Raw genomic sequence first — 21,891 nt, forward strand, 5'->3', positions numbered from 1 at the left:
CCGGGCGACTGCCCGGCCATCCCACAAACCGAAACGGTAACGACAACGGTTTCTGTTAAGATGCGCATCGGCTTCGGGTGAACCATCCGGGACGACAGGGAGGAGTCAGGTGGAGCACGCCAACGACGGCCCTCGAGGGCTCGGGGTGCCAGTGTCTGGACTACCGGTGCACCGGCCGCGAGTGCTGGCCCGACGTGGCACTCCGCGCCCGTGCAACGGGCAGGAATACGCCCACCGGTTCGCGCTGTGGCGCTCGAACGGCCCGCTCGAGCGGCGCCCCTGGAAACTCCCGACCATCCGCCGACCAGGAGAACCCTCTCTGTCAGAGTTGACTTGACACCTACCGCCGCGCAGGCGTTGGCCGAGCTGTTCGGGGTGCCGCTGTCCGCGGACGCGGTGACCCACGCGGGCTCCTGCGATCAGACTCGAATCCCGTGGCTTCCGACCCGACGAACATTTCAGTAACGCCGGGAACCACTTAGTGCATCAACACTGGCGGCGAGCGCGAGCACGGATCCGGTCACGACATATTTGATGCCGGCGCTGTAGCCCATCAGACCCATGCCGTTGTCGATGACAGCGATGACCGCACCGCCGAGCACGGCATCAAGAATTCGGCCCTTGCCACCGAAGAGGCTGGTTCCGCCGATGACTGCGGCGCCGACCGCGTAGAGCAGGGTGTTACTGCCGCCTGCGTTGGGATCGACGGACGTGGCTCGGGAGGCTGCGACGATACCGCCCATCGCGGCCATGGTCGAACAGATGACGAAGCCAACGACACGGATCCGGATGATGTCTATGCCGGCGCGGCGGGCGGCTTCGGCGTTGCCGCCGACGGCATAGACATGGCGTCCGAAACGGGTGCTGGTCAGGACATAGGTCCAGAACACAAGCAGCGCGACGATCATCGGCACGATGACCGGCACGCCGCGCAGGGAGACGATCGCGCTGTTACGTGAGCGTTGGAGGTTGAGGAAGTAGACGGCGGCCCCACCCACTAGGGCAAGCGCGGCGATCCGCGCCGCGACCACGGAGTAAGTGGTGTGGCTGAGGCCATGGGCACGGCGCGTGACAATTCTGGCTGTCTGAACGGATCCGTAGCCGATGACAGCTATGGCGAAGAGTGCCCATCCCAGGGCCGGGGGAAGATTCTTATTCGCGATTGCAATGATCGTCTTATCCCGGATGGATATATTGCCGCCGTTCCCGATGATGAGTAGGACGACGCCCTGGAGGGCGAGGAACGCGGCCAGGGTAATGACGAATGAGGGTATGCCGATGCGAGCGACCGCGAAGCCGAGGACCAGACCGATGATCGCGCCAGTGGCCAATGCAGCCAGCATGGCCACCCACCAGGATTGGCCGTTATTGGTCAGGAGGGTAGCCATGACCGCCGCGCACACCCCGGAGGCGAAGCCAGCGGATAAGTCTATTTCGCCAAGGAGGAGAACGAAGACGAGACCCATGGCAATGATGGTGATCGCGGCGCCCTGGGTAAACAGATTCGCAAAGTTGGTCTTTGAGATGAATGACGGCCGCAACACGGCGAAGACCACGCACAGGACGATCAGGCCGAGGATAGCCGGCAGGGCACCCATGTTCCCGCCACGGACTCGTACGACATAGCTGCGGGCATGGCCGCCGAGCCCGAAACGCTCCCCCGCGGCAGGTGCTCGGGCCGCGGTCGGCGGCATCTCCCCGTTCAGAGGGACTGGCTGATCGACAAGCTGGACGCTTTTCATCCCGGTTCTCCGTTCGACGACGAGGCGGCTGACGCGGCCGGCGGTAGGATGTCTGCCACTACCGGAGCTGCGGCAGTCGGTGTCGCCACGTCGGCATGGTGTGGTGACAGCGGCGGCCCTTTTTGGCTCGTGCCCGACTGGCCGGTCGTGATCAGTTCGACTATCTGGGAGTGCGTTGTCTCGGCAGTCCGTACCTCTGCCGCTACTCGCCCGAGGTAGAGCGCACAGACCCGGTCGGATACGGCCAGGACGTCGTTCATGTTGTGGGAGATGAGCACTACGGCAAGTCCGGCCCGGGCGAGCCGTCGCACCAGTTCGAGCACCTGGGCGGTCTGCGCCACGCCCAGCGCGGCGGTCGGCTCATCCAGGATCACCACCTTGCTGTTCCACAGGACCGCCTTGGCGATCGCGATCGTCTGTCGTTGACCACCGGAAAGGCTGGCGACCTTCTGACGAAATGATGTGACTGTACGCACTGAAAGGTTAGTGAGCGTCCTGGCTGTGAGTTCCTCCATTCCTGGCTCGTCAAGGACGAACCGTCCCCGCTTCTCCCGGCCGAGGAACAGATTCTGGACGATGTCGAGGTTGTTGCACAACGCAAGATCCTGGTAGACGATCTCGACACCGAGCGCCGATGCGTCCCGGGGACTGTGCACGTTCACCGGCCCGCCGTTGAACAGGTAGGTGCCGGAGTCGATGGGGTGGATGCCAGCGATGCATTTCACCAGCGTGGACTTGCCGGCACCATTGTCGCCGACCAGAGCGGTCACCTCGCCGGAGTAGGCGGCGAAATGCACATCATGCAGGACCTGCACCGCCCCGAAGCTCTTGTTCACCCCACGTAACTCGAGGATAGGATCCCGGTCCAAACTATCAGTCATCGTTGCTCCTTGTGGTACGAAGCCTCCCTGCGGTCCGAACGAAGACCCCGCGCCCGATCGCCGATGGCGCGCCGCTGCGCCGCCAGCGTGTCCGCACTGTCATGAATCCCGGACTCGCCGATCATCGACCGTGCGCGGGGTCGCTCCGAACCGGGAGCGCTATTCAGAATGCATGCCGTGATTGGCATCGGCTCAGATCGACACCGGTTCAACTCTTCCGATCAACGTATTCTGAATTCTGAATAACGCGCCGGGTACCCGTGTCACAAACCTGCGGCGGTACACTGGGTCGTGAGAGATTCGATGCACACCTGCGCTCGGGAAACATAACCGTCGGCGATGACATCCTTGATATTCGATTTAGTGATCGTAACCGGAGTCAGCAGGACTGACGGGACGTCCCGCTTTCCAAGCGGGTCCTGGAGGCTGCCAGGCACGCTCGGCTTTCGGCCACTGGCCAGGTCGATCGCCAGGGATGCCGCGGCCTCCGCCTCCTTCTTGACAGCCTTGTAGACGGTCATGCACTGGTCACCGGCAACGATGTGCTGCAGGCCCTGCACCGTGGCATCCTGGCCGGTGACAGGAACCTTGCCGTTGAGGTGGTTCTTCGCCAGGATTGCGATCGCGGCGTTGCCGAGTCCGTCATTGGCCGCCAGCACACCAGCTATCTTCGGCTGCTGGGTCAGCATCTGCTCGAAGATCGTTCCAGCCTGTTGGTTGTCCCATTCCGGCACCGCTTGGTCTGGTCCCTTCACCAGAGTCCCATTGTCATACAACGGCTTCAACACCGAGTCGTAGCCCTGCTTGAACAAGGTCGCGTTGTTATCGGTCGGTGAGCCGTTCAACTCGGCTACGATCGGCTTGTCCACACCCTGTGCCTTCAGGCAGTCCACCAGGCCCTGGCCCTGCAGCTTCCCGACCGCCACATTGTCGAAACTGACGTAATACTGAGCGGACCCACCCAGCGTGAGCCGGTCGTAGTCAATAGTCGCCACACCCTGGGCCCGGGCTTTCTCCTGGATCGCCTTACCCGAACCGGAGTCCAGGTTCGTCATCATGAGCACCGTGACACCCGACGTGATCATCTGATCTGCGATCGTCTGCATCTGGGTCACGTCGCCCTGTGCATTCTGAATCTGGTACTGAACTCCGGCGGCCTTGAAGGCCGTCTCCAGCAGCGGCTGGTCCGCGGTCGTCCAGCGGGCCGAGCTCTTCGTGTCCGGCAGGATTACGCCGATCTTTCCTGCTTTCTGGGTGGCGGTCGATGACCTTGACTCAGAAGAAGATGACCCTGGTCCGGAAGACGAGCTGCCGCAGGCGGCCAGAAGCGGGAAGGCGATCGCGATCGTCGCCGTTATTCCTAAAATCTTTTTGCACATCAACGTGTATACCTTTCCTGGGTGTCCAGATCGCCTGTAATCATCGGGTCGTCAATGACGGAACACATAACACGCCTCGCTATTTGTCAACAATGAGTGGCCGGCGACCGCCGATCCGAGAATTGGGTTCGAAATCGGGCCGGATGAGCCACGGAATGTTATTCAGAACCCCTTGATCGAAAGAGTCGAATCGACCCTGACCTGCGGCGATACCGATCGTGACCCGGGTTGACCAGAATTCCGAATAACGCTCACGCCCTCAGCTCTCGCCGACAATTCGAACCATACCCGTTTGCCCTCGGGTAGAGCCTCAACGCCCCATGCGTCCGCGAGCGCGTCAAGCAGGATGAGACCACGCCCGCCTTCGTCGTCATCGTCCCGGTGGGAGCGGGGTGGGTTGCCGCCGCCGTCGTCCACGCTCACGTACAGCCGCCGCCCGTCGATCCGCGCCCGGAGAAGCAGGTCGCCGTCGGCGTGCATCAGAGCGTTGGTGACGATTTCACTGACGAGCAACGTGGCGTCGTCACACAGATCTTCCAGACGCTCCCGTTTCAGCAGCGCGGAGAGCGCCTGTCGCGTCCTCGATACCGATAGCGGTTCCGATGGCATCCAGACATGCAGTGCCGGTGGCTGTGTCGGGATGGTCCGGGCCATCCGACCCGGCACGGGAGGCGTCCGGGAGGGAAAGAACGAGTCCGAATTCCCCTGAGGGTTTGCCATTTCTCCTCCGAATGCGCCGGTCGCTGGAACTCAGGTCTGGAAGCCGGAGTCTCGGCGGAGACCGTGGAACATCCATACGAATCTTGACGCGTGGCGCAGACTTCGCGCCCATCTCTCCTCGTCCCGGCGACGCCGACGTCCCGTCAGGCACAAAGTTTCTAGGCCGCTCCCGGTTTTCTGCCCGGCCTTCTGCCCGGCCTTCTGCCCGGCACTCCGGCCGGGGAAGGCGTTCGATCACCGTCCTTTCGCATTCTCCTGAAGGGCCGAAGACGGCGTGATCCGTCGGATACTTTCTTCCGCACCGCCGGACTCCCAAATCCCCAGAGCACCCGGAGGTAATTCTTATTAACGGCCTAAAATACCACGATGGAAAGTGGAATGAACATATCGATTATCGATCTCCGCCGCGCCATTTTTTGGCTCGTTCCGTATTAATGACCATATGGAGAAAGATGTTAACTATGCATTAATTTTCCAATATTTACTGTAAAAAATCAGTAAACAGGCCGCTCGGCCAATTTAATGATCTTGCAGCATGGTACTGTGCGGCGCTGAGGGTATGCGTGACCGGCCGGTGAAGCTCCACGAGACACGCACGAGGCCAGGGCCTGGCTCATAAGTCATCATAGAGCGTGTTTGAGAAGTCTGTCAGAGTAGCCATTCGTTGATCGTGGCGATGGTGACCGTTGCTTCGTAGCGGACGGCGAGTTTGTCGTACCGGGTCGCGACGGCGCGGTGGCGTTTGAGCCCGCGTTCCACTGCGTGCCGCTGCTTGTAGATCTCCCGGACGAATGCTGATCACAAGCGGAACGCGCGACGATCACATGGCTACCCATTTCTGAAACACGGCCTAATCGTCGCGGGGGGTCGCGAGCCGGTAACCAGCCCGGGGTTCAGTGATAATCAGCGGCGGCCCGCCCGGCTCCTCCAGCTTCGCGCGCAGCCGGCGCACATAGACCCGGGTGTACTCGGTCTTGCTGGCGTAGCCGGGGCCCCACACTCGACGCAACAGGGTCGCATGGCTGAGCAGCTGGCCCGGCTGGAGGGCGAGCTCCCGCAGGATCGCGAACTCGGTCGGCGTCACGCGTACCTGCTCGGCGCCCTTGGCGACCGTCCGTGCTTCAAGATCGATAACGACATCCCCGATCGCGAAGCGTGATCCGTAAACACTTTGCGCTACCGGAGCCGGCCTACTACGTCGCAGTGTGGCATTGATGCGCGCAAGCAGCTCGTCGATGCCGAACGGTTTTGTCAGGTAGTCGTCCGCTCCCAGGTTCAGCGCACGGACCTTGTCCGTCTCGGCTCTCCGTGCAGACACGACGATAATGCCGAGAGCGGAGCGCTGGCGTAGTTGCCGGCATAGCTCGAAGCCGTCCGACTGAGGGAGAAGGAGATCCACCAGAGCCAGATCGGGCTGCTCGCGTTCCTGCAGCGCGAGCGCATCGGAACCGTTGGTGGACACGAGCACGGAGAAGCCTCGGACCAGCAGGTTCGAACGGATGAGATCGATGATGTTTCGGTCGTCCTCCACCAGAAGCGCGCAGGTACGCTGGTCCATGGACAGACTCTATGCTTCCTCGGTGGGGACGGTCACCAACGGCAACATAACCCGTATCGTAGCGCCGACCGGGACGTCCACCACCTCGATGCGTCCATTGTGTGCTTCTACGAGGCCACGGCATATCGACAGTCCCAGCCCGGCACCGGGCGAATCCGTCGCCCCGCGGGTGTAGGGCTCGAAAATACTGGCGCGTTGCTCCGGCGCTATGCCCGGTCCGTCGTCGGCGACTTCCAGCACCAGGTGCTGCGGTGGGTTCCCGACGAAAGCACGTAGCACCGCAGTCGTCCCACCGTGACACAACGCATTGTCGAGAAGATTGACGAGCACCTGCTCGAGTCGATCATGATCTGCCCATATCGCGGGAAGGAGCCCGGTTTCAATGGAGATCCTGTCATCGTGGCCGCAGACGGCGTAGGCCGCCGCCGCCAGAACCGTCGGGACGTCACACCAGTCCGGGGTGACCGGCAGCACTCCGGCCGAGATAGCGGAGGAATCGAGAAGATCTGTAACCAGGCGTATCATCCGCGCCGACTCGGTCGCGATCGCGTCCAGGAACCGTTTCCTGGACTCCTCATCCCAGGTGACATCGGTCTGCCTGAGGGTCGACGCATACCCGGTGATCGCCGTCAGCGGCGTGCGTAACTCGTGGCTGAGCCGGTGGATGAACTCGCGCTGCAGGTCGCCGGTGCGGCGTAGCGCGACCGCCTCGGACTGGCCAGCCTGGGCGATCTCCCTCTCCGCCGCCACCTGCAGCGACCGGGCAGCGTTGCCGATCAGCTCCAGCGCGTCCGGAGTGATCGCGGACCCATCATGCCACCAAGCGGCCAGCAGTAGCCGGCGCCCGTCAACGACGAGCGGAACAGCCACCACGTGGTTGTCGGGCCGCCGCAATCCCTGACGCCAGCCGGTGTCCGTCGCCGCCTGCTCAGTTGCCTTTACCAGCCTGGTTCGACCCACTGAGCCGTATAGCGCAATTACATCAGGCGACTCATCGCCTACATCCTGCGGTTCGTCTGTCACGGGGTCGGTCCGGAACAGCCCGGTGGCGTCGGCACGTAAGCCCCTCCGAAGCGTGTCTACCGCAACACCCAGCCCGGCGTGGACCTGTTCCGGCCCGGCCAGGACGTCGAGCATGTCCCGCAGTGCTTCGAGGATGCTGTTGCGGCGGGTCAGATCTCGAAGCAGGCGCTCTCGCTCTATCGCGGTCGCCGCCAGGCTGGCGTAGACCGAGGCAAGCGCCAGCAGATCATCCTGCGGTCGACCCGACACCTCTGCCAGGCCAGACAGCACCCCAAACGTCTCATCTTTTCCGATGATCGGAACCGACCACATACTGGCGGTACCTTCCGGCCAGCATGTGATCGTCCCCGTGCCTCGAACGTCTTCGATCACGACCGGCACGCCGGATCCGGCCGCCTGTCCGATGCAGCCGCCCTGCGGTCCGACCGGGACACGCGCCAACTGCACACGTGCCTCGGATGCGATCCCGACCGACGCACCCAGCAGGAGGCTCCCCGGTTGCGAATCGTCGTGCAGATGTACGCACAACTGCTGCTGTCCGACCGCGGTGCTCAGCGCTGAAACAATCATCGGGATCGACGCCGAGGGCTCCACCTCGGCAAGCTGGTCAACCAGGCTGGAAAGCCGGGCAAGGTGCCTGCGAGCGACCGAGTCGACCTTCAGCCCGGACATCAGCGTGACCACGTCGTCGGCATGGGCCTCGACTGTGCTGAGGTCCGCCACCAGGCGACCCTGACGTAATACGACGGCCCGATCAGCAAGATCGAAAACCTGTTCAACGCGGTGCGACACGAGCAGGACGGCAATGCCGTCCGAACGCAAAGACCGCAGCAGGCGCTCCACCCGGCGGGTCTCGCCAAGTCCCAGCGCGGACATCGGTTCGTCAAGCACCAAGACCCGTGGCCGGCCCATAAGCGCTCGCGCAATCGCGACAGCCTGACGCTCGCCGCCGGACAGCTCCCCGCACCTGCGGCAGGTATCCCCGACATCCAGGCCGAAGCGCTCCATCACGGCCATCGCCTCGGCGTACATCCTGTCCTGGGCCAGGAACGCACGGCCTCGCTCGCGTCCCAGGAACAGGTTCGCGGTGATGCTCAAGTTGTCGCACAGCCCCAGGTCCTGCCACACGACCGCCATCTCGCCACTGCGTAGCGCCGCAGCAGGTTCCCGGCCACACACCCGCATCCGGCCGGAACTAGGAGTCAACGACCCGGTGACGCACCCGACCAGAGTCGTCTTCCCCGCGCCGTTCTCCCCGACGAGAGCAACCAGTTCACCTGGGTAGACCTCGAGGTCGACCAGGTTCAGAACCCGACGGAGCCCAAACGACACCGACACACCGCTGACACTGATCACAGGCTGAACACCATCGGACCGCACAGTTTTACCCTACCGACATCGTGGCTTTACCCTACCGACATCGTGGCGACGGCGCGACATACCACTGGATACTACCTGTCCTGCGGACGGGCCCGCCACCTTCGACATCCCGCTCCGGCTTGACGCATGTGCATTTCACAGGCATGTGGGCCGACTCCAGCGCTCACCACAACATAAACGACCTATGATCATTCAACCTGCCCGACACCGCCCCTGTCCCGCAGGCAAACATGCAGGTCAACACCCAGACCGGGGTTCTGGAGCCCCACGGGGTCTCATGGAAGTAGGTTTGTGGTCTCGTTGGTCAGCTGGCTCGCCCAGGGCGGATCGGCGCCGGGTGCGGCGCAGGTCAGTGCCGCGACGCGGGCACCGAAGGCCAGCGCGCGTCGTACGGTCTCGATGTCGAGATGGTCGATACGACCGCCGAGATGACCGGCTCGATGCAGCCAGTGAAGGATACCGGCGGAAAACGCGTCGCCCGCGCCGATGGTGTCGACGGTACGCACCGCGACGGCGGGAATCTCCACTACATCCTGTCGGAATGAGGCTATGACGCCCCGCTCCCCGCGCGTGATGATGACCAGTGGCACATCGGCCAGACTCGGGGCCATGAGTAGATCATCCGGGGAGACGCCTGGGAAGAGCTCGGCGGCATCATCCTCACTCATCCGGATGATGTCAGCGAGGCGAGACCACTCCGCGATTCTCGACCGGTACCTCTGCGGACTCACCAGGGCGGCCCGGACATTGGGGTCGATCGACACCGTCGCGCGTTCCCGGACAGTGTCGAGCAGCTTTTCGACCAGGTTCCCGCCCGGCTCCATCACCAGCGCGAGTGACCCCGCGTGCACACACTCCACGCCGTCGAAATGAGACGGGGCCAGTTCCTGCGCATTCCACTGCCAGTCCGCCGTTCCGGCCGCGTAGAACGCATAACTGGCCTGACCGTCATCCGCCACCGACGCAATGGTGAGCGTTGCCGGTTCACTGGCGGTGACAGCGAACGACAGGTCGACCGCAGACTTCTGTAGACGCTCGACAAAAAGATCACCGAACGCGCCCTGCGGCAACCTACCGAGGAACCTGGTCGGTGTGCCGAGTCTTCCGAGAGCGACCGCCGTGTTCGCCGGGCCACCCCCCGGGAAGACCCGCAACCGCAAAGCGGTGTCGTTCTTGGCCGCCGGCTCGACAACAGCGTCCGCGACGTTCTCGCCGATCACCGCGACATAACCGGTGTCCGGTGGAATCATGACTTTCCGATCGTGTCGGTCAGGCTCCTGGTGGACTTCCGTACCTGGCGCGTCGGCATCGCCGATGCGACGGGAACCCCGACCGTGGAAACCCCGGACGCGGGAGCAGCCGTGATCGTGCCCGCGCCGTCGTCTGCTGTGGCCACCGGTTCCTTCTCCGCCCTTCCAGGCATGGCACCCGTCATGATTGCCACCGCCTCGGCCATGGTGTGCTCTTTGGGAGTGATGAGGGCAACCCGCCGTCCGAGTCGCTGAATGTGTATCCGGTCAGAAACCTCGAACACCTGCGGCATGTTGTGGCTGATGAGGATCACCGGCAGACCGCGGTCACGGATACGCCGTATGAGATCGAGTACCTGGCCGGACTCCCGCACGCCCAGTGCCGCGGTCGGCTCGTCCATGATGACGAGCTTGCGTGCGAACGCGGCGGCCCGGGCCACAGCCACGCCTTGGCGTTGACCGCCGGAAAGCTCCTCGACCGGGTTCGTCATCGACCGCAGACCGATCTTGAGTTCGCTCATCTGTTGCGCGGCCTGACGCTTCATCGCCGGTTTGTCGAGCATCCGCAACACGCTGCCGAGCGGTCCGCGACGGCGTATCTCACGACCGAGGAACATGTTACTGGCGATATCCAGTGCCGGCGCCACGGCAAGATCCTGGTAGACCGTCTCAATCCCGTGCGCGCGGGCGTCAGCCGGGCTATGGAAACGGACCGGGTGGCCATCGAGCAGAAACCCGCCCAGGTCCGGCGTCACCGCGCCGGACAATGCTTTGATCAGGGTCGACTTTCCCGCTCCGTTGTCCCCGATGATGGCAAGTACCTCGCCGGCCCGTAGCTCGAAATCGCAGCCGTCCAGCGCGGTGACGTGACCGTACCGTTTGACCAGGCCACGTGCCTCGAAAACGATGTCCTCCCGACCAGCCTTCGTGGTCTCGTCCGCCGTTACACTCACTGGTTCCTCCTTCGGACGATCTGGTCGACGGAGACAGCGGCGATCACAAGTATGCCGGTGATCAAAACCTGGTAAATCGACTTGGTCCCGATGAGCTGGAGGCCGTTACGGATGACCCCGACGATCAGTGCGCCGATGAGAGTCCCGACGACGTTGCCCCGCCCGCCGAACAGGCTGGTTCCACCGAGGACGACAGCGGTGATGCTGTCGAGGTTGTCCGTCTGTCCGGCATTCGGGTCACCGACGCCCGTCCGGGATACCAGGAGCAGTGCCGCGATGCCATAGATCAGACCCGCGGCCGCATATACGGTCAGCAGCAGGCGGCGGGTCTGGATACCGGTCCGCCGGGCCGCCTCAGGATTATCCCCCACAGCGTAGACGTGCCGACCGGCCGCGGTCTGGCTCAACACATACCAGATCAGGGCGAACAGCAGCAGCATCAGCACCGATCCATACGTGACGTCCGTCTGGCCGATGCTGAACGTCTTCCCGAAGTAGGTCAGTTCTGACGGTAGACCGGACACCGTCTGCTCGTCCGAGTAGATATGCGTCAGCGCAAAGGCGATGTTCAACGTGCCCAGTGTGACGATGAACGGCGGCAGCCGGAGAGAGGTCACCAGACCCCCGTTGAGAAGGCCGAAGCCGGCGCAGGCCAGCAGTCCGAGGGCGATCGCCAGATACGGGTTGAGCCCGGACTCGACCGCCAGGCTGGTCATCATGATGTTTCCCAGCGCCATGATGGCGCCGTTGGACAGATCGATTCCCGCGGTGAGGATCACCAGCGTCTGCCCGATCGCCAGCGTGCCGACGACCATGACCTGCTGGACAACAAGGGACAGGTTTGTGCCGGTCAGGAAGCGGTCGGATTTGATCGAGAAGAAGATACCGGCCAGAAACAGCGCGGCCAGCGGGCCAAGGGTGGATATGCCGAGCACCTGCCGCAGGACCGCACGAGTGTTCGCGCGGCGCACTGTATCCGGCTCGACGACCGTCGTTGTCATCATACGCATTCCAATGTTTCGTGAACCCCAGGTGCCGTGAACAAGAAAAAGAACGGGTCCATACGGGCCTTTGCCAGAAGAACCCTGTGCGGTGGGCCCGCTGTCGCGGACCCACCGCACAAAAGATTAACCCCAGCAGTTGGCGAGACCGAAGTCGAGATCCTTCGAGTCGACACCGGCCGCAGCCTTGGCAGTGATCAGAGTGACGCCGGTGTCGGTGTACCCGGACGCCTTGGTACCGCTTGCCGCATATTCGACGACAGCGTTCACACCCTGTTCAGCCATCTTCAGCGGGTACTGCTGAGAAGTAGCAGCGATCTTGCCGTCCCGGACGGCCTGAACGCCGGTGCAACCGCCGTCAACCGAGACGATGAGAACGTTCTTCTCCTTGCCCGCGGCCTTCAGTGCAGTGTAAGCGCCAAGCGCGGCCGGCTCGTTGATCGTGTAAAGAAGGTTGATGTCCGGGGCCTTCTGCAGACAGTTCTCCATCGCAGTCTGGCCCTTGGCCTGGTCCCCCTGGGTATCCTGGCTGCACACGACACTCGGCGAGGTGGCCAGGGAGGTCGCACTCGCGTCGACGGTGGCGGCACCGAAGCCCGACAGGAAGCCGTTGTGGCGCAGCACGCCGACCGTGACGCCAGGAGAAAGATCCAACGTAGCAATCTTGGCTGGCGTGCTACCCAGAACAGACTTGGCGTACTTGCCGATGAGCACGCCGGCGGTGAAGTTGTCGGTCGCGAACAGGGCATCCACGGCAGATTGCGGATCTGTGGGGGTGTCGAGGGCGATGACCAGCACACCCTTGGCCCGCGCCTTCTCGACCGCCGGGACAATCGCCTTGGTGTCGCTCGGAGTGATCAGAATACCCTTCGCTCCGGCTGCAACCATGTTCTCGATCGCGGTGACCTGGCTGGCGTTGTCACCGTCGAACTTGCCGGCGGCGGTCATCAACTTGGCCCCCTTGGCCTTCGCCGCCGTCTCCGCACCCTCCTTCATCTTCACGAAGAACGGGTTGGTGTCTGTCTTCGTGATCAGCCCAACGGTTACGGTGCCGCCGGAGGCGGCACTCGAGGCGGCGCTGGAGGAGCTGGCCGCGGGGGTGCCCGTGTCGCTCGACGAGCCGCCACACGCGGAAAGAACGAGCGCGGCTAAAGCCGGCAGAGCCGCGATACGTACACCACGCCGCCACCAGACGGCGCCTGCGAGTCCGCGGCGGGAACGGTCCGCCCAGCCGCCGCCGGCGTCCCCCATCGCCGCCCGCGCCACGACGCGGTGTGACGGTAGCCGTCCGGCCTCTATGTGATCAACCATCCCTTGTCCCCTTCTGACCGGCAACCGGAAGCTCCGGGTTGCTCTGGACTGGGCGGAATGTTACACGCATCACAAGGATGCGCAAGCGTTTGCGCGAGCGCTTGCGTCCCGCGTCTACACTTCACTTCAGTGCAGGATGGAGGACTGACAGTCAGGAGATCAGCTTGGTGACGATGGCGGACGTCGCGCGGGCCGCGGGCGTCTCGGTCTCCACGGTCTCCCATGTGATCAACGACACCCGGGTGGTACGGGAACAGACCCGCGAATCGGTGCTACAAGCGATCGAGCGGACCGGGTACACGCACAACACAATCGCCCGGGCACTGGTGACGGCAAGCACCCGCACCATCGGCCTGACGATCCCGGTTGTCACGAACCCGTTCTTCACCGACGTCGTCCACGCGATCGAAACGGAGACGTCGACTGCGAGCTACACACTGCTCCTGGTGGACTCCAGCGACGACCCGGACCACGAGCTGCGGGCGGTGCGAGCACTGCACGGACGGCGGGTCGACGGGATGATCATCGCTCCGACGTCCAGCGCGCCGGGTTCAGCCCTGGCCTACCTGGCCGCCAACTCCGTGCCAACGGTACTTGTCGACCGTCTGGCCTCGGAGGACTTCGACCAGGTCGGACCCGATAACGAGGAGCCGACCGCAGCTCTGGTCCAGCACTTCGCCGAGCTCGGTCACCGCCGAATCGGCATGGTCGCCGGTCTGCCCGGCCTGACCACCACGAAGGAACGGTTACGTGGATACCGCCTCGGGCTCGCCCGATGCGAACTCCCCTATGATGCCGGGCTGCTCGTCCAGGGCGCATCCCAGGCCGAGCCGGCGCGCCAGGCCGTTCACGACCTGCTGGCACGACCGAACCCGCCGAGCGCACTGGTCGTCGCCAACAACCTCATGACGATCGGAGCTCTGCGGGCGTTGCGTGAGGCGGGCAAACGCGTGCCGGACGACGTCGGGCTCGCGTCGTTCGACGACGTCGAGTGGGCCGATCTGATCTCGCCTCGACTGACCACCATGGCCCCGCCCCGCCTCGAACTGGGCAGGACGGCGGTTCAACTACTGATGTGCCGGCTCGCCGACCCCACTCGATCACCACGGACCGTGCGGCTGGAACCCACGTTCATCCACCGGGAATCATGCGGCTGCAACCCAACACGCGCAGGATCCCCGGAGCCGCCGGCCGCGCGGGAAAAACCATGATCACACTCTTTGGTCTGCTAGCCGAAAACAACCTTCGGTGCCCTAATCCCATCTGGATGTGTTGGTCCATAGACGGCGTGATCAGCCCCCGAAACCAGCGCCCAGTACCGGTCCCCGAAGGACCAGTGCCACCACTCAGTCGGATAGTTCACCATTCCGACTCCGGTCAGGGCACCGCGGAGTATTGCTCTGTTTTCCCGAGCACTGGCGCTGAGGCCGGATGCCTCCATGTAGCAGGCACCAGCGCTCTCCTCAGGCGTTGCCCCCTCCTCGCATCCCATGTCCAGTTCGACCATGTTCGAGTCGCACAGGGTCAGGTCGACAGCCGCTCCGCAGGTGTGCGGGGCCAAGCCCACGGGTGCCACGTACCGGGTGGCCATAATGTCGGCCTCCGTCAGTTCCATTCCCGGGTAGGACTGGAGCAGTCCGTCTCGATACAACTCGTAGATCTTGCGCTGGAGAGAGATCGACCGGAAGGCTTCGACCACCAGCAGGTGGATACCTCTCGGCAACGACTTCTCCGCCTCGTCCAGGCGGTCGCGTACCGAACGGACCAGGGTGAACATTCCCTGCGGATCGCCGCGCCTGGTGTCGACGGACAGAAGTCCACGAAGGTCAACCAGGGGATCTTCACAGTCGTGGACAGGGATGGCGGCGACTGCAGGATCGGCGATCAGAGTGATGTCCGCGTCGTGGCGCGGCACCCGGGTGTCAGGATTCACGCTTCGGCCACTTCGGTCAGTTGGACCCGGAATGTCTCGATCACGGAGTTGGCGACTTCGTCGCTGACCGCACTCGGGCAGTAGGAGAGCACTGCAGTGTCGTGGTTCTCCGAGTAACCAGTTCCTGGCACCCAGACCTCGAGCATCGTGACGAAGTTCCCGACGATCTGGGCGAGCGGCAGGCCCATCCTCCGGTTCACGGGGACTCCGAAAACCACGTCCGATGAGCCGGTGCAGGTCCGGATCGTGCGAGCGTAAGCAGTCGCGAGCAGTGTGAAGTCTTCAGTTTCGTGAATCCATTGCTTGTGCTGCCCCCAACAAAAGGGTCCGTCTCTTTCAGGGCCAGCTACCATCCAGTCTGTCGACACTACCGAGATCATCTCGGCGTGAGGTCGCTATGACCGTTTGACCCCGCCCAGCTATCGAACTCGTTGGCCTTCACTCCCCTGACGAAGCATGTCCACTCGTCCGCGGAGAAGGCGACGGCCACTTCTCCGGACATCTTCAGGTTACGGACGAGAACCGTGCCGTCGTCCAGCCATGCGGCCTGGACGCACATGCCGCCGGCGCCGTTGCTGTAGCTCGACTTCCGCCACGAGAGTTCATCCAGGTCGATGTTCGCGAGGTCCGGCATGGTGACTGACGCTGTGATCGACGCCGTGGCCGCCGGGGTGGTTGTCGGAGTGGGCATGGTTGTTCCTCCTTCGGGCGGGTCATGCCGGTAGGTTGTTGTTCTCGTCGGTGACCCATGATTGGTAAGATCTAACAGATCGTGCTTATCGCCCAAGTCGGATGCCGGTCGTCGGGTCGAAAAAATGCACTTCGGCCGGGTCGACGGACAGTCGTAGCGACTCGTTGCGGTGGACCTGGATCCGTCCGTCGGCTCGGACGACGAACGCGGCCGGGCCGTCGGGTAGGTCTACGGCGAGATGGATGTAGGTGTCCGAACCGAGATCTTCGACTAGCTCGACCCGGCCGGTGACACTGCCGCCGTCTGCCTGTTCGACCGGCGCGAACGATTCCGGTCGGATGCCGATCTGTACGTGGGTGAGTTTCTCGGCCGCTGCCACGGCCAGGGTGGCTGCAGGCAGTTCCACCTGCAGCCCACCGAGGACGGCGAAGCGGTTGACCAGCGGCACAGTGTGCAGGTTCATGGCCGGGGAGCCGATGAACCCGGCGACGAACACGTTGGCCGGGCTGTTGTAAAGCTGCCTGGGGGTGGCTACCTGCTGGAGGACGCCGTCGCGTAGCACGGCCACCCGATCACCCATGGTCATCGCTTCGACCTGGTCGTGCGTGACGTACACGGTGGTGACACCCAACCGTGCGGTCAGTTCCGCGATCTGGGTCCGGGTCTGGACACGGAGTTTCGCATCGAGGTTCGACAACGGCTCGTCCATGAGGAAGACCCGCGGCTCGCGCACGATGGCCCGGCCCATCGCGACCCGCTGACGTTGCCCTCCGGACAGGTTTTTGGGTTTACGGGTCAGGTAAGGCTCCAGGTCGAGCAGGCGCGCCGCGTCGAGGACCCGCCGGTCGCGTTCCGATTTCGCCATACCCGCGATCTTCAACGCGAAACCCATGTTCGCCGCGACGTCCATATGCGGATACAGCGCATAGTTCTGGAACACCATGGCGATGTCACGGCGGGATGGCGGCAGGGCGGTGACGTCCTCACTGTCGATCCGGATCGTTCCGGCATCGACGCTTTCCAGACCGGCGAGCATCCGCAGCGCGGTTGACTTACCCGACCCGGACGGGCCGACCAGCACCATGAACTCTCCGTCCTCGATGCGGAGATCGAGCCGGTCCACGGCGGCTTTGCCGGTGCCGGCATACCTGTGCGTGGCGTGGTCGAAGACAACGGAAGTCATGGTCACCCCTTGAGGCCAGTGCGGGAAACACCCTGGACGAACGCACGCTGGAAGACGAGGAAAAGAATCAGTATCGGAAGGGTGGTCATGGTCGCGAACGCCATGATGTCGCCCCACTGGATCGGCGGCTGGGTCTGGAAGACGGCTATGCCCTGTGACAGCGGTCGTACCGTCGATCCGCGGGTGACGAGCACCGGCCACAGCAGTTCGCCCCAGCTGAACAGGAACGACAGAATCGCCACGGTCGCATACACCGGCCGGGCAATCGGGACGATCACTCGGGTGAAGATGGTGACCGGTCCGGCACCGTCGACCCGGGCCGCTTCCTCCAGTTCCCGCGGGATACCGAGGAAGAACGAGTAGAAGAGGTAGATGAAAAAGGGATTCGCGAGGAACGGGATGATCTGGACGCGGTAGGTGTCGAGCCATTCGATGCGGGCCATCATGAACAGCAGCGGGATCGCGATGGCCTGAAAGGGGATGATCGCGAGAGTGACGACCATACCGAGCAGGAACTTTCGACCACGGAACCGCATCCGGGCGAGTGCGTAGCCGGCCAGGCTGTTGACCACAAGCCCACCGAGCACGATACAGGTTGTTATCAGAACCGAGTTGAGGAACAGGCGGCCGAACTCCGCGCGGCTGAACGCGTCCGCGAAGTTATCCAGCGATGCCCCGAACGGCACGAACGCCTTCCAACTGGCACCGTCGGCGAGTACGCGGTCATCAGGTTTGAACGCGCCGATGACCATGAATAAGAGCGGGAACGCAAAGAACACCGCAAGTAGCGCGAGCAACGCGTAACGGCGGAGGGACCGCCAGAAGAATCCCCGGCCGGAATGTGGTGTGGACCAGCCATCATCCGCCGCAGGGTCCGCATTGCCGGAGGCTGCGTCGCGCTGCCGTAGCGCATCGGGTGCCGGATTGTGGGCCTGCAGTGTCGCCATCAGTCCGCTTCCCTCTCGCGCAGCAGCAGACGCTGCACCAACGTGACGAGACAGACGATGAGGAAGAACACGACCGCGATGGCCGAGCCGCGGGCGATCGCCTGCTGGTTGAAACCGACGTCGACCAGGCGGGTCATCATCGTCTGGGTGGCGTCGAGCGGGCCGCCGCGGGTCATGACGTACACCTGATCGAACAGCCGGAAGGACAAAATCGTGGTAACGGTCGCGACGAACACGAGCTGGTTACGCAATCCCGGAACAGTGATGTAGCGGAATTTTTGCCAACGGCTCGCACCGTCGATCTCCGCTGCTTCGTACAGTTCCTGGTCAATGTCCTGTAGCCCGGCCAGCAGAACCACCATCTGAAAACCCGCACCCTGCCAGATCGACATGAAGATGACAGCGCTCAGCGCCAGTGCGCTGCTGCGAAGCCAACCGGGACTCAGCTGGCCGCCGGAAACCGCGCGAAGCACACCGTCAATGATGCCGATATCAGGATCGTATAGGAGCTTCCAGATTGTTGCCGCGACCGCCATAATCATCACAACCGGCGCGAAATAGGCGGTTCGGAAGAACGATATGAAACGAATCTTCTGGTTCACCAGGACGGCCAGGAACAGCGCGAACGCCGTCTGCACCGGCACTACCACAACGGTGAAGACAGCATTGTTGACCAGCGATCGCTGAAACACCGGGTCGGCGAAGATACGCCGGTAGTTCTCCATCCCCACGAGCCGCACCGGAAGCGGTGAGATGAGCCTCTGGTTGGTGAAGGACAGCCCCAGCGCCAGCAGGAACGGCACAACTATGAACAATGTCAGCAGGACCACGGCCGGCCCGCTGAACAGCCAGCCGACCGTCCGTTCCGCCGGCTGGTAGGTATGCCGTCGGCGGTAGCCGAACCAGCGGGTCGGGCCGTCACGCGCATTCGGTCGGGGCCGTGCCAGCAGGGCATCAGTAGGCACGAGGGGTTCGCCTCCTGTCTGGTTGTCTGTCTGGTTGTCTGTCCGCAGCTGCCCGGTCGGGGCATGGCCGCCTGGTCGGGGCATAGCCGCCGCCGACCAGGCGGACTCCGGCGATCGTGGTCCCGGAGCGAGGTCCGGGACCACGACAAACAGGTGCTAGCTCTTCGGCGGGTAGCCGTCGTTGTCCTTGATATCCTGGTCGATGCTTTTCGCGGCCTCGTTCAGAGCGGTCTGGACGTTCCCACCGCTGCGCACGGTCGCGATCACTTTGTTGAACGCGAGCGAGATGGTCGGATAGGCCGGAGTGGCCGGTCGGGGCAGCGCGACACCGGAATCGAGCTGGTCGACGTAGAGCCGTTCCGGACCACCAGGAGCGAACTGCGGGATGGTGTTCAGGAGCGATTTGGACGCGGGAACCGCACCGTTGGCCGCGACCTGCTTCTGGTAGGTCTGCTCGAACAGGGAGCTGATGAACGCCCATGCGGCGTCGGCATCCGCCGTATGCTTGGTGATCCCCCACTGCCAGCTGCCCTCACCGGTCCGCACGCCGGTGCCGAAGTTCGGCAGGGGGACGATCGCCAGGTCGTCACTCCACTTCTTGGAGTAGTCAGCATACTTCCAGTGGCCGACCCAGGAAATCGCCGCGCGGCCTTCGGTAAACGCCGCGTCGTCGGTGTTGGCGTCGACGTAGTCGTTCTTGAACCAGCTCTGCATGACGGTCAGAGCAGCCACGGCCTTGGGGCTGTTGATGGTCCCCTCAGAAGCTTCGAAATTCGCCCGGTTGATCAGATCAGCACCGGCCGACTCAATAATCGGAGCAAAGCCGTACGCGTACCATTCGTTCTGATCCTGGTTTATCTGAAGGTCGAGTGGCTTGGCGAAGCCAGCCGCGCGCAGCTTCGCCAACGCATCGGTGAACTCCGCTGCGGTCCACGCGTCAGCCGCGGATGTCGGAATACGCACCCCGGCCTTCGTGAACGCCGATTTCCGTACATACAGGCCCAGCCCGGACTCGGCGGTGCCCACCCCATACAGCTTCGTGTTGTAGGTACCCTGTTTGATGATGGTGGGTAGCAGATCGGCCCGCAGCTGCGACGACAGGCACGTGTCGAGCGGTTGCAGATTGCCGTTCCAGGCATAGTTGTAGAGGCTCGGACCGTCGAAGTCGAGGATGTCCGGTAACGAACCCGACGCCGCAGCGGCCTTCACCTGCTCGTTGTAGTTCCCCTCCGGGATGAACGTCGGCTTGACAACGACCTCGGACTGCCTGGCGTTGAACGCGTTCACCGCCTGCTCGAACGCCGTACGCTCATCGCCCTGACCGGTGTGGAACCAGGCGGACAAGGTCTGCTTGCCGTCGATCTTCCCGTTGCATGTGCTCACCGTACCCGCGGCTTGGGACGTACCCGAGCCGCCTCCACAGGCCACCAGCGTAAGGCAGGCGGCAGCAAAGACTCCACAGACGGTCGTTCTACTTCGCATTACGGCGAACTCCTTGTCTCGATTCGATATGGGTCGACTTGAGTGAAGGGCTGCACAGCGGCCCTGGCATGAGAGACCTGATTGGCCGGAACCTCTACACCACCGGAACATCCGGTGGTGCTGGGCGTGCCGGGTATACCAAGGTGGGCGAAACGTCGTTGCCCTGCCCGCGGGGAGGGCAGGTCGTGCCGCGGACGTGCATGTTGGTCGGCACCACAATTGATAGCGACGCAGCCGGATCCACCCGGGTACCGGCGGAAACAGGTTCCCCGGCTGCATCACCGTCTACCGGACCGCCCATGTCCCCGGCAGTGGTACCACCGCCACCGTCGTCACCAGACACGCTGGTGAATGCCGGATGCTCCCGGTGCAGGAGGCTGAGCAACAGCTGCGCGGCGATCTCGCCCTGGCGGACCACGGGCTGGACGATCGTCGTCAGGTCGAACAACTCCGCCATGTCGTGCCCGTCGAAACCGACCACCGACATGTCGTCCGGGACACGCAGCCCGGTACGGCGCAGGGTCCGCAACGCACCCATCGCCATCTCGTCGCTCTCGGCGAACACCGCCGTGGGCGGCGACTGCGCGGACAACAACTCCGTCATGGCCTGCTCACCCCCACGCACGGTGAAATGCCCGGCCGCTTCCAACCCCGGGTCCAACGAGATCCCCGCCGCATCGAGGGCGTGGCGGTAGCCACGCCGACGGTCCATGGGAGTGGTGAAACGCATCGGCTCACGGTCACCTGAACCCTCGCCCGTCGCCCCGCCGGAGATCAGCCCGATCCGCCGATGGCCAAGATTGATCAGGTGTCGTACCGCCACGGCCGCACCGGCAACGTCATCGATCCGCACGCTGGCGAAGCCAGGCACAGCCGCGCCGACGACAACAACCGGAACATCAAGCGCTTGCAACACGTCGATCTCCATCGGGGTCAGCGGTAAACACAACACAAGCACCGCATCGACCCGCTTACGTAGCGGCACCGCGTCGAAGAACCGCACCCTGCCCGCGTCGTCCCCGAGGTTGTAGAGCAACAGGTCCAGGCCACCCGCCCGCAACACCGCCTCGGCGCCGCTGATGATCTGGGCGAAGAACCACCGGGTCACATACGGCACCACCACTCCGACGGTGCCGGTACGGCCGCTGGCCAGCCGGGATGCCTGCGGTGAGGCCACGTACAGCAGCTGGGCGGCAGCCTCCACGACCCGTGCCCGCGTGCTCTCGGCGACGTTTGGCAGCCCGCGCAGAGCCCGCGACACCGTCGCCGTGGACACGCCCGCCAACGCGGCCACGTCCTCAATGCTGCCACTCATCCCGGGGTCCTCCTCCGTCCACCGACACGCCCACCAGAACACGATCGTCCTGTTTGTTCACACGTGACCCAGATCACGATGGTCGGGAACGGTACGCCGACTCCGGCATCTATGCAAGCGCTTGCAGACCATCGATATGAGGGGTATCACAGAAAAGGTCCACCGCGGGCACCCCCA

At 63.6% G+C, this 21,891-nt stretch carries 19 protein-coding genes; 1 reads left to right on the top strand and 18 read right to left on the bottom strand.

Features of this window, described 5'->3' with window-relative positions; translation table 11 throughout:
* Nucleotides 1–458: 458 nt before the first annotated feature.
* The 10 genes from NBW77_RS14820 to NBW77_RS14865 form a co-directional block, all read right to left on the bottom strand.
* Nucleotides 459–1,742, bottom strand: coding sequence for a sugar ABC transporter permease (locus NBW77_RS14820; protein ID WP_207386923.1), 1,284 nt, complete (start codon nt 1,740–1,742; stop codon nt 459–461).
* On the bottom strand, nt 1,739–2,623 hold the full coding sequence (locus NBW77_RS14825) for an ATP-binding cassette domain-containing protein (RefSeq protein ID WP_207386922.1): 885 nt from the start codon (nt 2,621–2,623) through the stop codon (nt 1,739–1,741). The genes NBW77_RS14820 and NBW77_RS14825 overlap by 4 nt, the downstream gene beginning before the upstream one ends.
* 263 nt (nt 2,624–2,886) lie before the next feature.
* A complete protein-coding gene (locus tag NBW77_RS14830; RefSeq protein WP_131746217.1) occupies nt 2,887–4,002 on the bottom strand; it encodes a sugar ABC transporter substrate-binding protein in 1,116 nt (371 codons plus the stop codon).
* Nucleotides 4,003–4,164: 162 nt separating this feature from the next.
* On the bottom strand, nt 4,165–4,722 hold the full coding sequence (locus tag NBW77_RS14835; protein WP_131746216.1) for an ATP-binding protein: 558 nt from the start codon (nt 4,720–4,722) through the stop codon (nt 4,165–4,167).
* Between the two features lie 850 nt (nt 4,723–5,572).
* Complete coding sequence (locus NBW77_RS14840; RefSeq protein ID WP_131746215.1) at nt 5,573–6,280, bottom strand: response regulator transcription factor; 708 nt, start codon at nt 6,278–6,280, stop codon at nt 5,573–5,575.
* A 9-nt stretch (nt 6,281–6,289) separates the two neighbouring features.
* The gene (locus NBW77_RS14845) at nt 6,290–8,635 is read right to left on the bottom strand and encodes an ATP-binding cassette domain-containing protein (protein ID WP_165485978.1); all 2,346 of its coding nucleotides are present in this window, start codon (nt 8,633–8,635) and stop codon (nt 6,290–6,292) included.
* 323 nt (nt 8,636–8,958) lie between these two features.
* Complete coding sequence (locus NBW77_RS14850) at nt 8,959–9,933, bottom strand: carbohydrate kinase family protein (RefSeq protein WP_131746213.1); 975 nt, start codon at nt 9,931–9,933, stop codon at nt 8,959–8,961.
* Complete coding sequence (locus tag NBW77_RS14855) at nt 9,930–10,886, bottom strand: ATP-binding cassette domain-containing protein (RefSeq protein ID WP_175324680.1); 957 nt, start codon at nt 10,884–10,886, stop codon at nt 9,930–9,932. Before NBW77_RS14855 ends, NBW77_RS14850 begins: the two co-directional genes overlap by 4 nt.
* Complete coding sequence (locus tag NBW77_RS14860) at nt 10,883–11,890, bottom strand: ABC transporter permease (protein WP_131746212.1); 1,008 nt, start codon at nt 11,888–11,890, stop codon at nt 10,883–10,885. Before NBW77_RS14860 ends, NBW77_RS14855 begins: the two co-directional genes overlap by 4 nt.
* 123 nt (nt 11,891–12,013) lie before the next feature.
* Nucleotides 12,014–13,198 carry a sugar ABC transporter substrate-binding protein gene (locus tag NBW77_RS14865; protein ID WP_242605725.1) on the bottom strand — a complete coding sequence of 395 codons (1,185 nt, stop codon included), beginning with the start codon at nt 13,196–13,198 and terminating at the stop codon, nt 12,014–12,016.
* 173 nt (nt 13,199–13,371) lie between these two features.
* On the opposite strand from NBW77_RS14865, the gene NBW77_RS14870 reads away from it, so the two are divergent.
* On the top strand, nt 13,372–14,409 hold the full coding sequence (locus tag NBW77_RS14870; RefSeq protein WP_242605746.1) for a LacI family DNA-binding transcriptional regulator: 1,038 nt from the start codon (nt 13,372–13,374) through the stop codon (nt 14,407–14,409).
* Between the two features lie 17 nt (nt 14,410–14,426).
* Here the strand turns inward: NBW77_RS14870 and NBW77_RS14875 are convergent, their stop codons facing one another.
* The 8 genes from NBW77_RS14875 to NBW77_RS14910 form a co-directional block, all read right to left on the bottom strand.
* Complete coding sequence (locus tag NBW77_RS14875) at nt 14,427–15,131, bottom strand: M15 family metallopeptidase (RefSeq protein WP_207386920.1); 705 nt, start codon at nt 15,129–15,131, stop codon at nt 14,427–14,429.
* Nucleotides 15,128–15,331 carry a hypothetical protein gene (locus tag NBW77_RS14880; RefSeq protein WP_131746209.1) on the bottom strand — a complete coding sequence of 68 codons (204 nt, stop codon included), beginning with the start codon at nt 15,329–15,331 and terminating at the stop codon, nt 15,128–15,130. The genes NBW77_RS14875 and NBW77_RS14880 overlap by 4 nt, the downstream gene beginning before the upstream one ends.
* Nucleotides 15,332–15,507: 176 nt before the next feature.
* The gene (locus NBW77_RS14885) at nt 15,508–15,822 is read right to left on the bottom strand and encodes a DUF397 domain-containing protein (protein ID WP_207386919.1); all 315 of its coding nucleotides are present in this window, start codon (nt 15,820–15,822) and stop codon (nt 15,508–15,510) included.
* 85 nt (nt 15,823–15,907) lie between these two features.
* Nucleotides 15,908–17,005 carry an ABC transporter ATP-binding protein gene (locus tag NBW77_RS14890; RefSeq protein WP_250279893.1) on the bottom strand — a complete coding sequence of 366 codons (1,098 nt, stop codon included), beginning with the start codon at nt 17,003–17,005 and terminating at the stop codon, nt 15,908–15,910.
* A 2-nt stretch (nt 17,006–17,007) separates the two neighbouring features.
* Nucleotides 17,008–17,952, bottom strand: coding sequence for a carbohydrate ABC transporter permease (locus NBW77_RS14895; RefSeq protein WP_131746208.1), 945 nt, complete (start codon nt 17,950–17,952; stop codon nt 17,008–17,010).
* A complete protein-coding gene (locus tag NBW77_RS14900; protein WP_250279894.1) occupies nt 17,952–18,755 on the bottom strand; it encodes a carbohydrate ABC transporter permease in 804 nt (267 codons plus the stop codon). The genes NBW77_RS14895 and NBW77_RS14900 overlap by 1 nt, the downstream gene beginning before the upstream one ends.
* Nucleotides 18,756–19,073: 318 nt before the next feature.
* Nucleotides 19,074–20,300: an ABC transporter substrate-binding protein gene (locus NBW77_RS14905; RefSeq protein ID WP_165485976.1), complete on the bottom strand. Its 1,227-nt coding sequence runs from the start codon at nt 20,298–20,300 to the stop codon at nt 19,074–19,076.
* 193 nt (nt 20,301–20,493) lie between these two features.
* Nucleotides 20,494–21,714 carry a LacI family DNA-binding transcriptional regulator gene (locus tag NBW77_RS14910; protein ID WP_131746205.1) on the bottom strand — a complete coding sequence of 407 codons (1,221 nt, stop codon included), beginning with the start codon at nt 21,712–21,714 and terminating at the stop codon, nt 20,494–20,496.
* Nucleotides 21,715–21,891 lie beyond the last annotated feature (177 nt).

Origin of the sequence: Frankia sp. Cppng1_Ct_nod, from assembly GCF_920656135.1 — a bacterium.
Taxonomy (GTDB): Bacteria; Actinomycetota; Actinomycetes; order Frankiales; family Frankiaceae; genus Protofrankia; species Protofrankia meridionalis.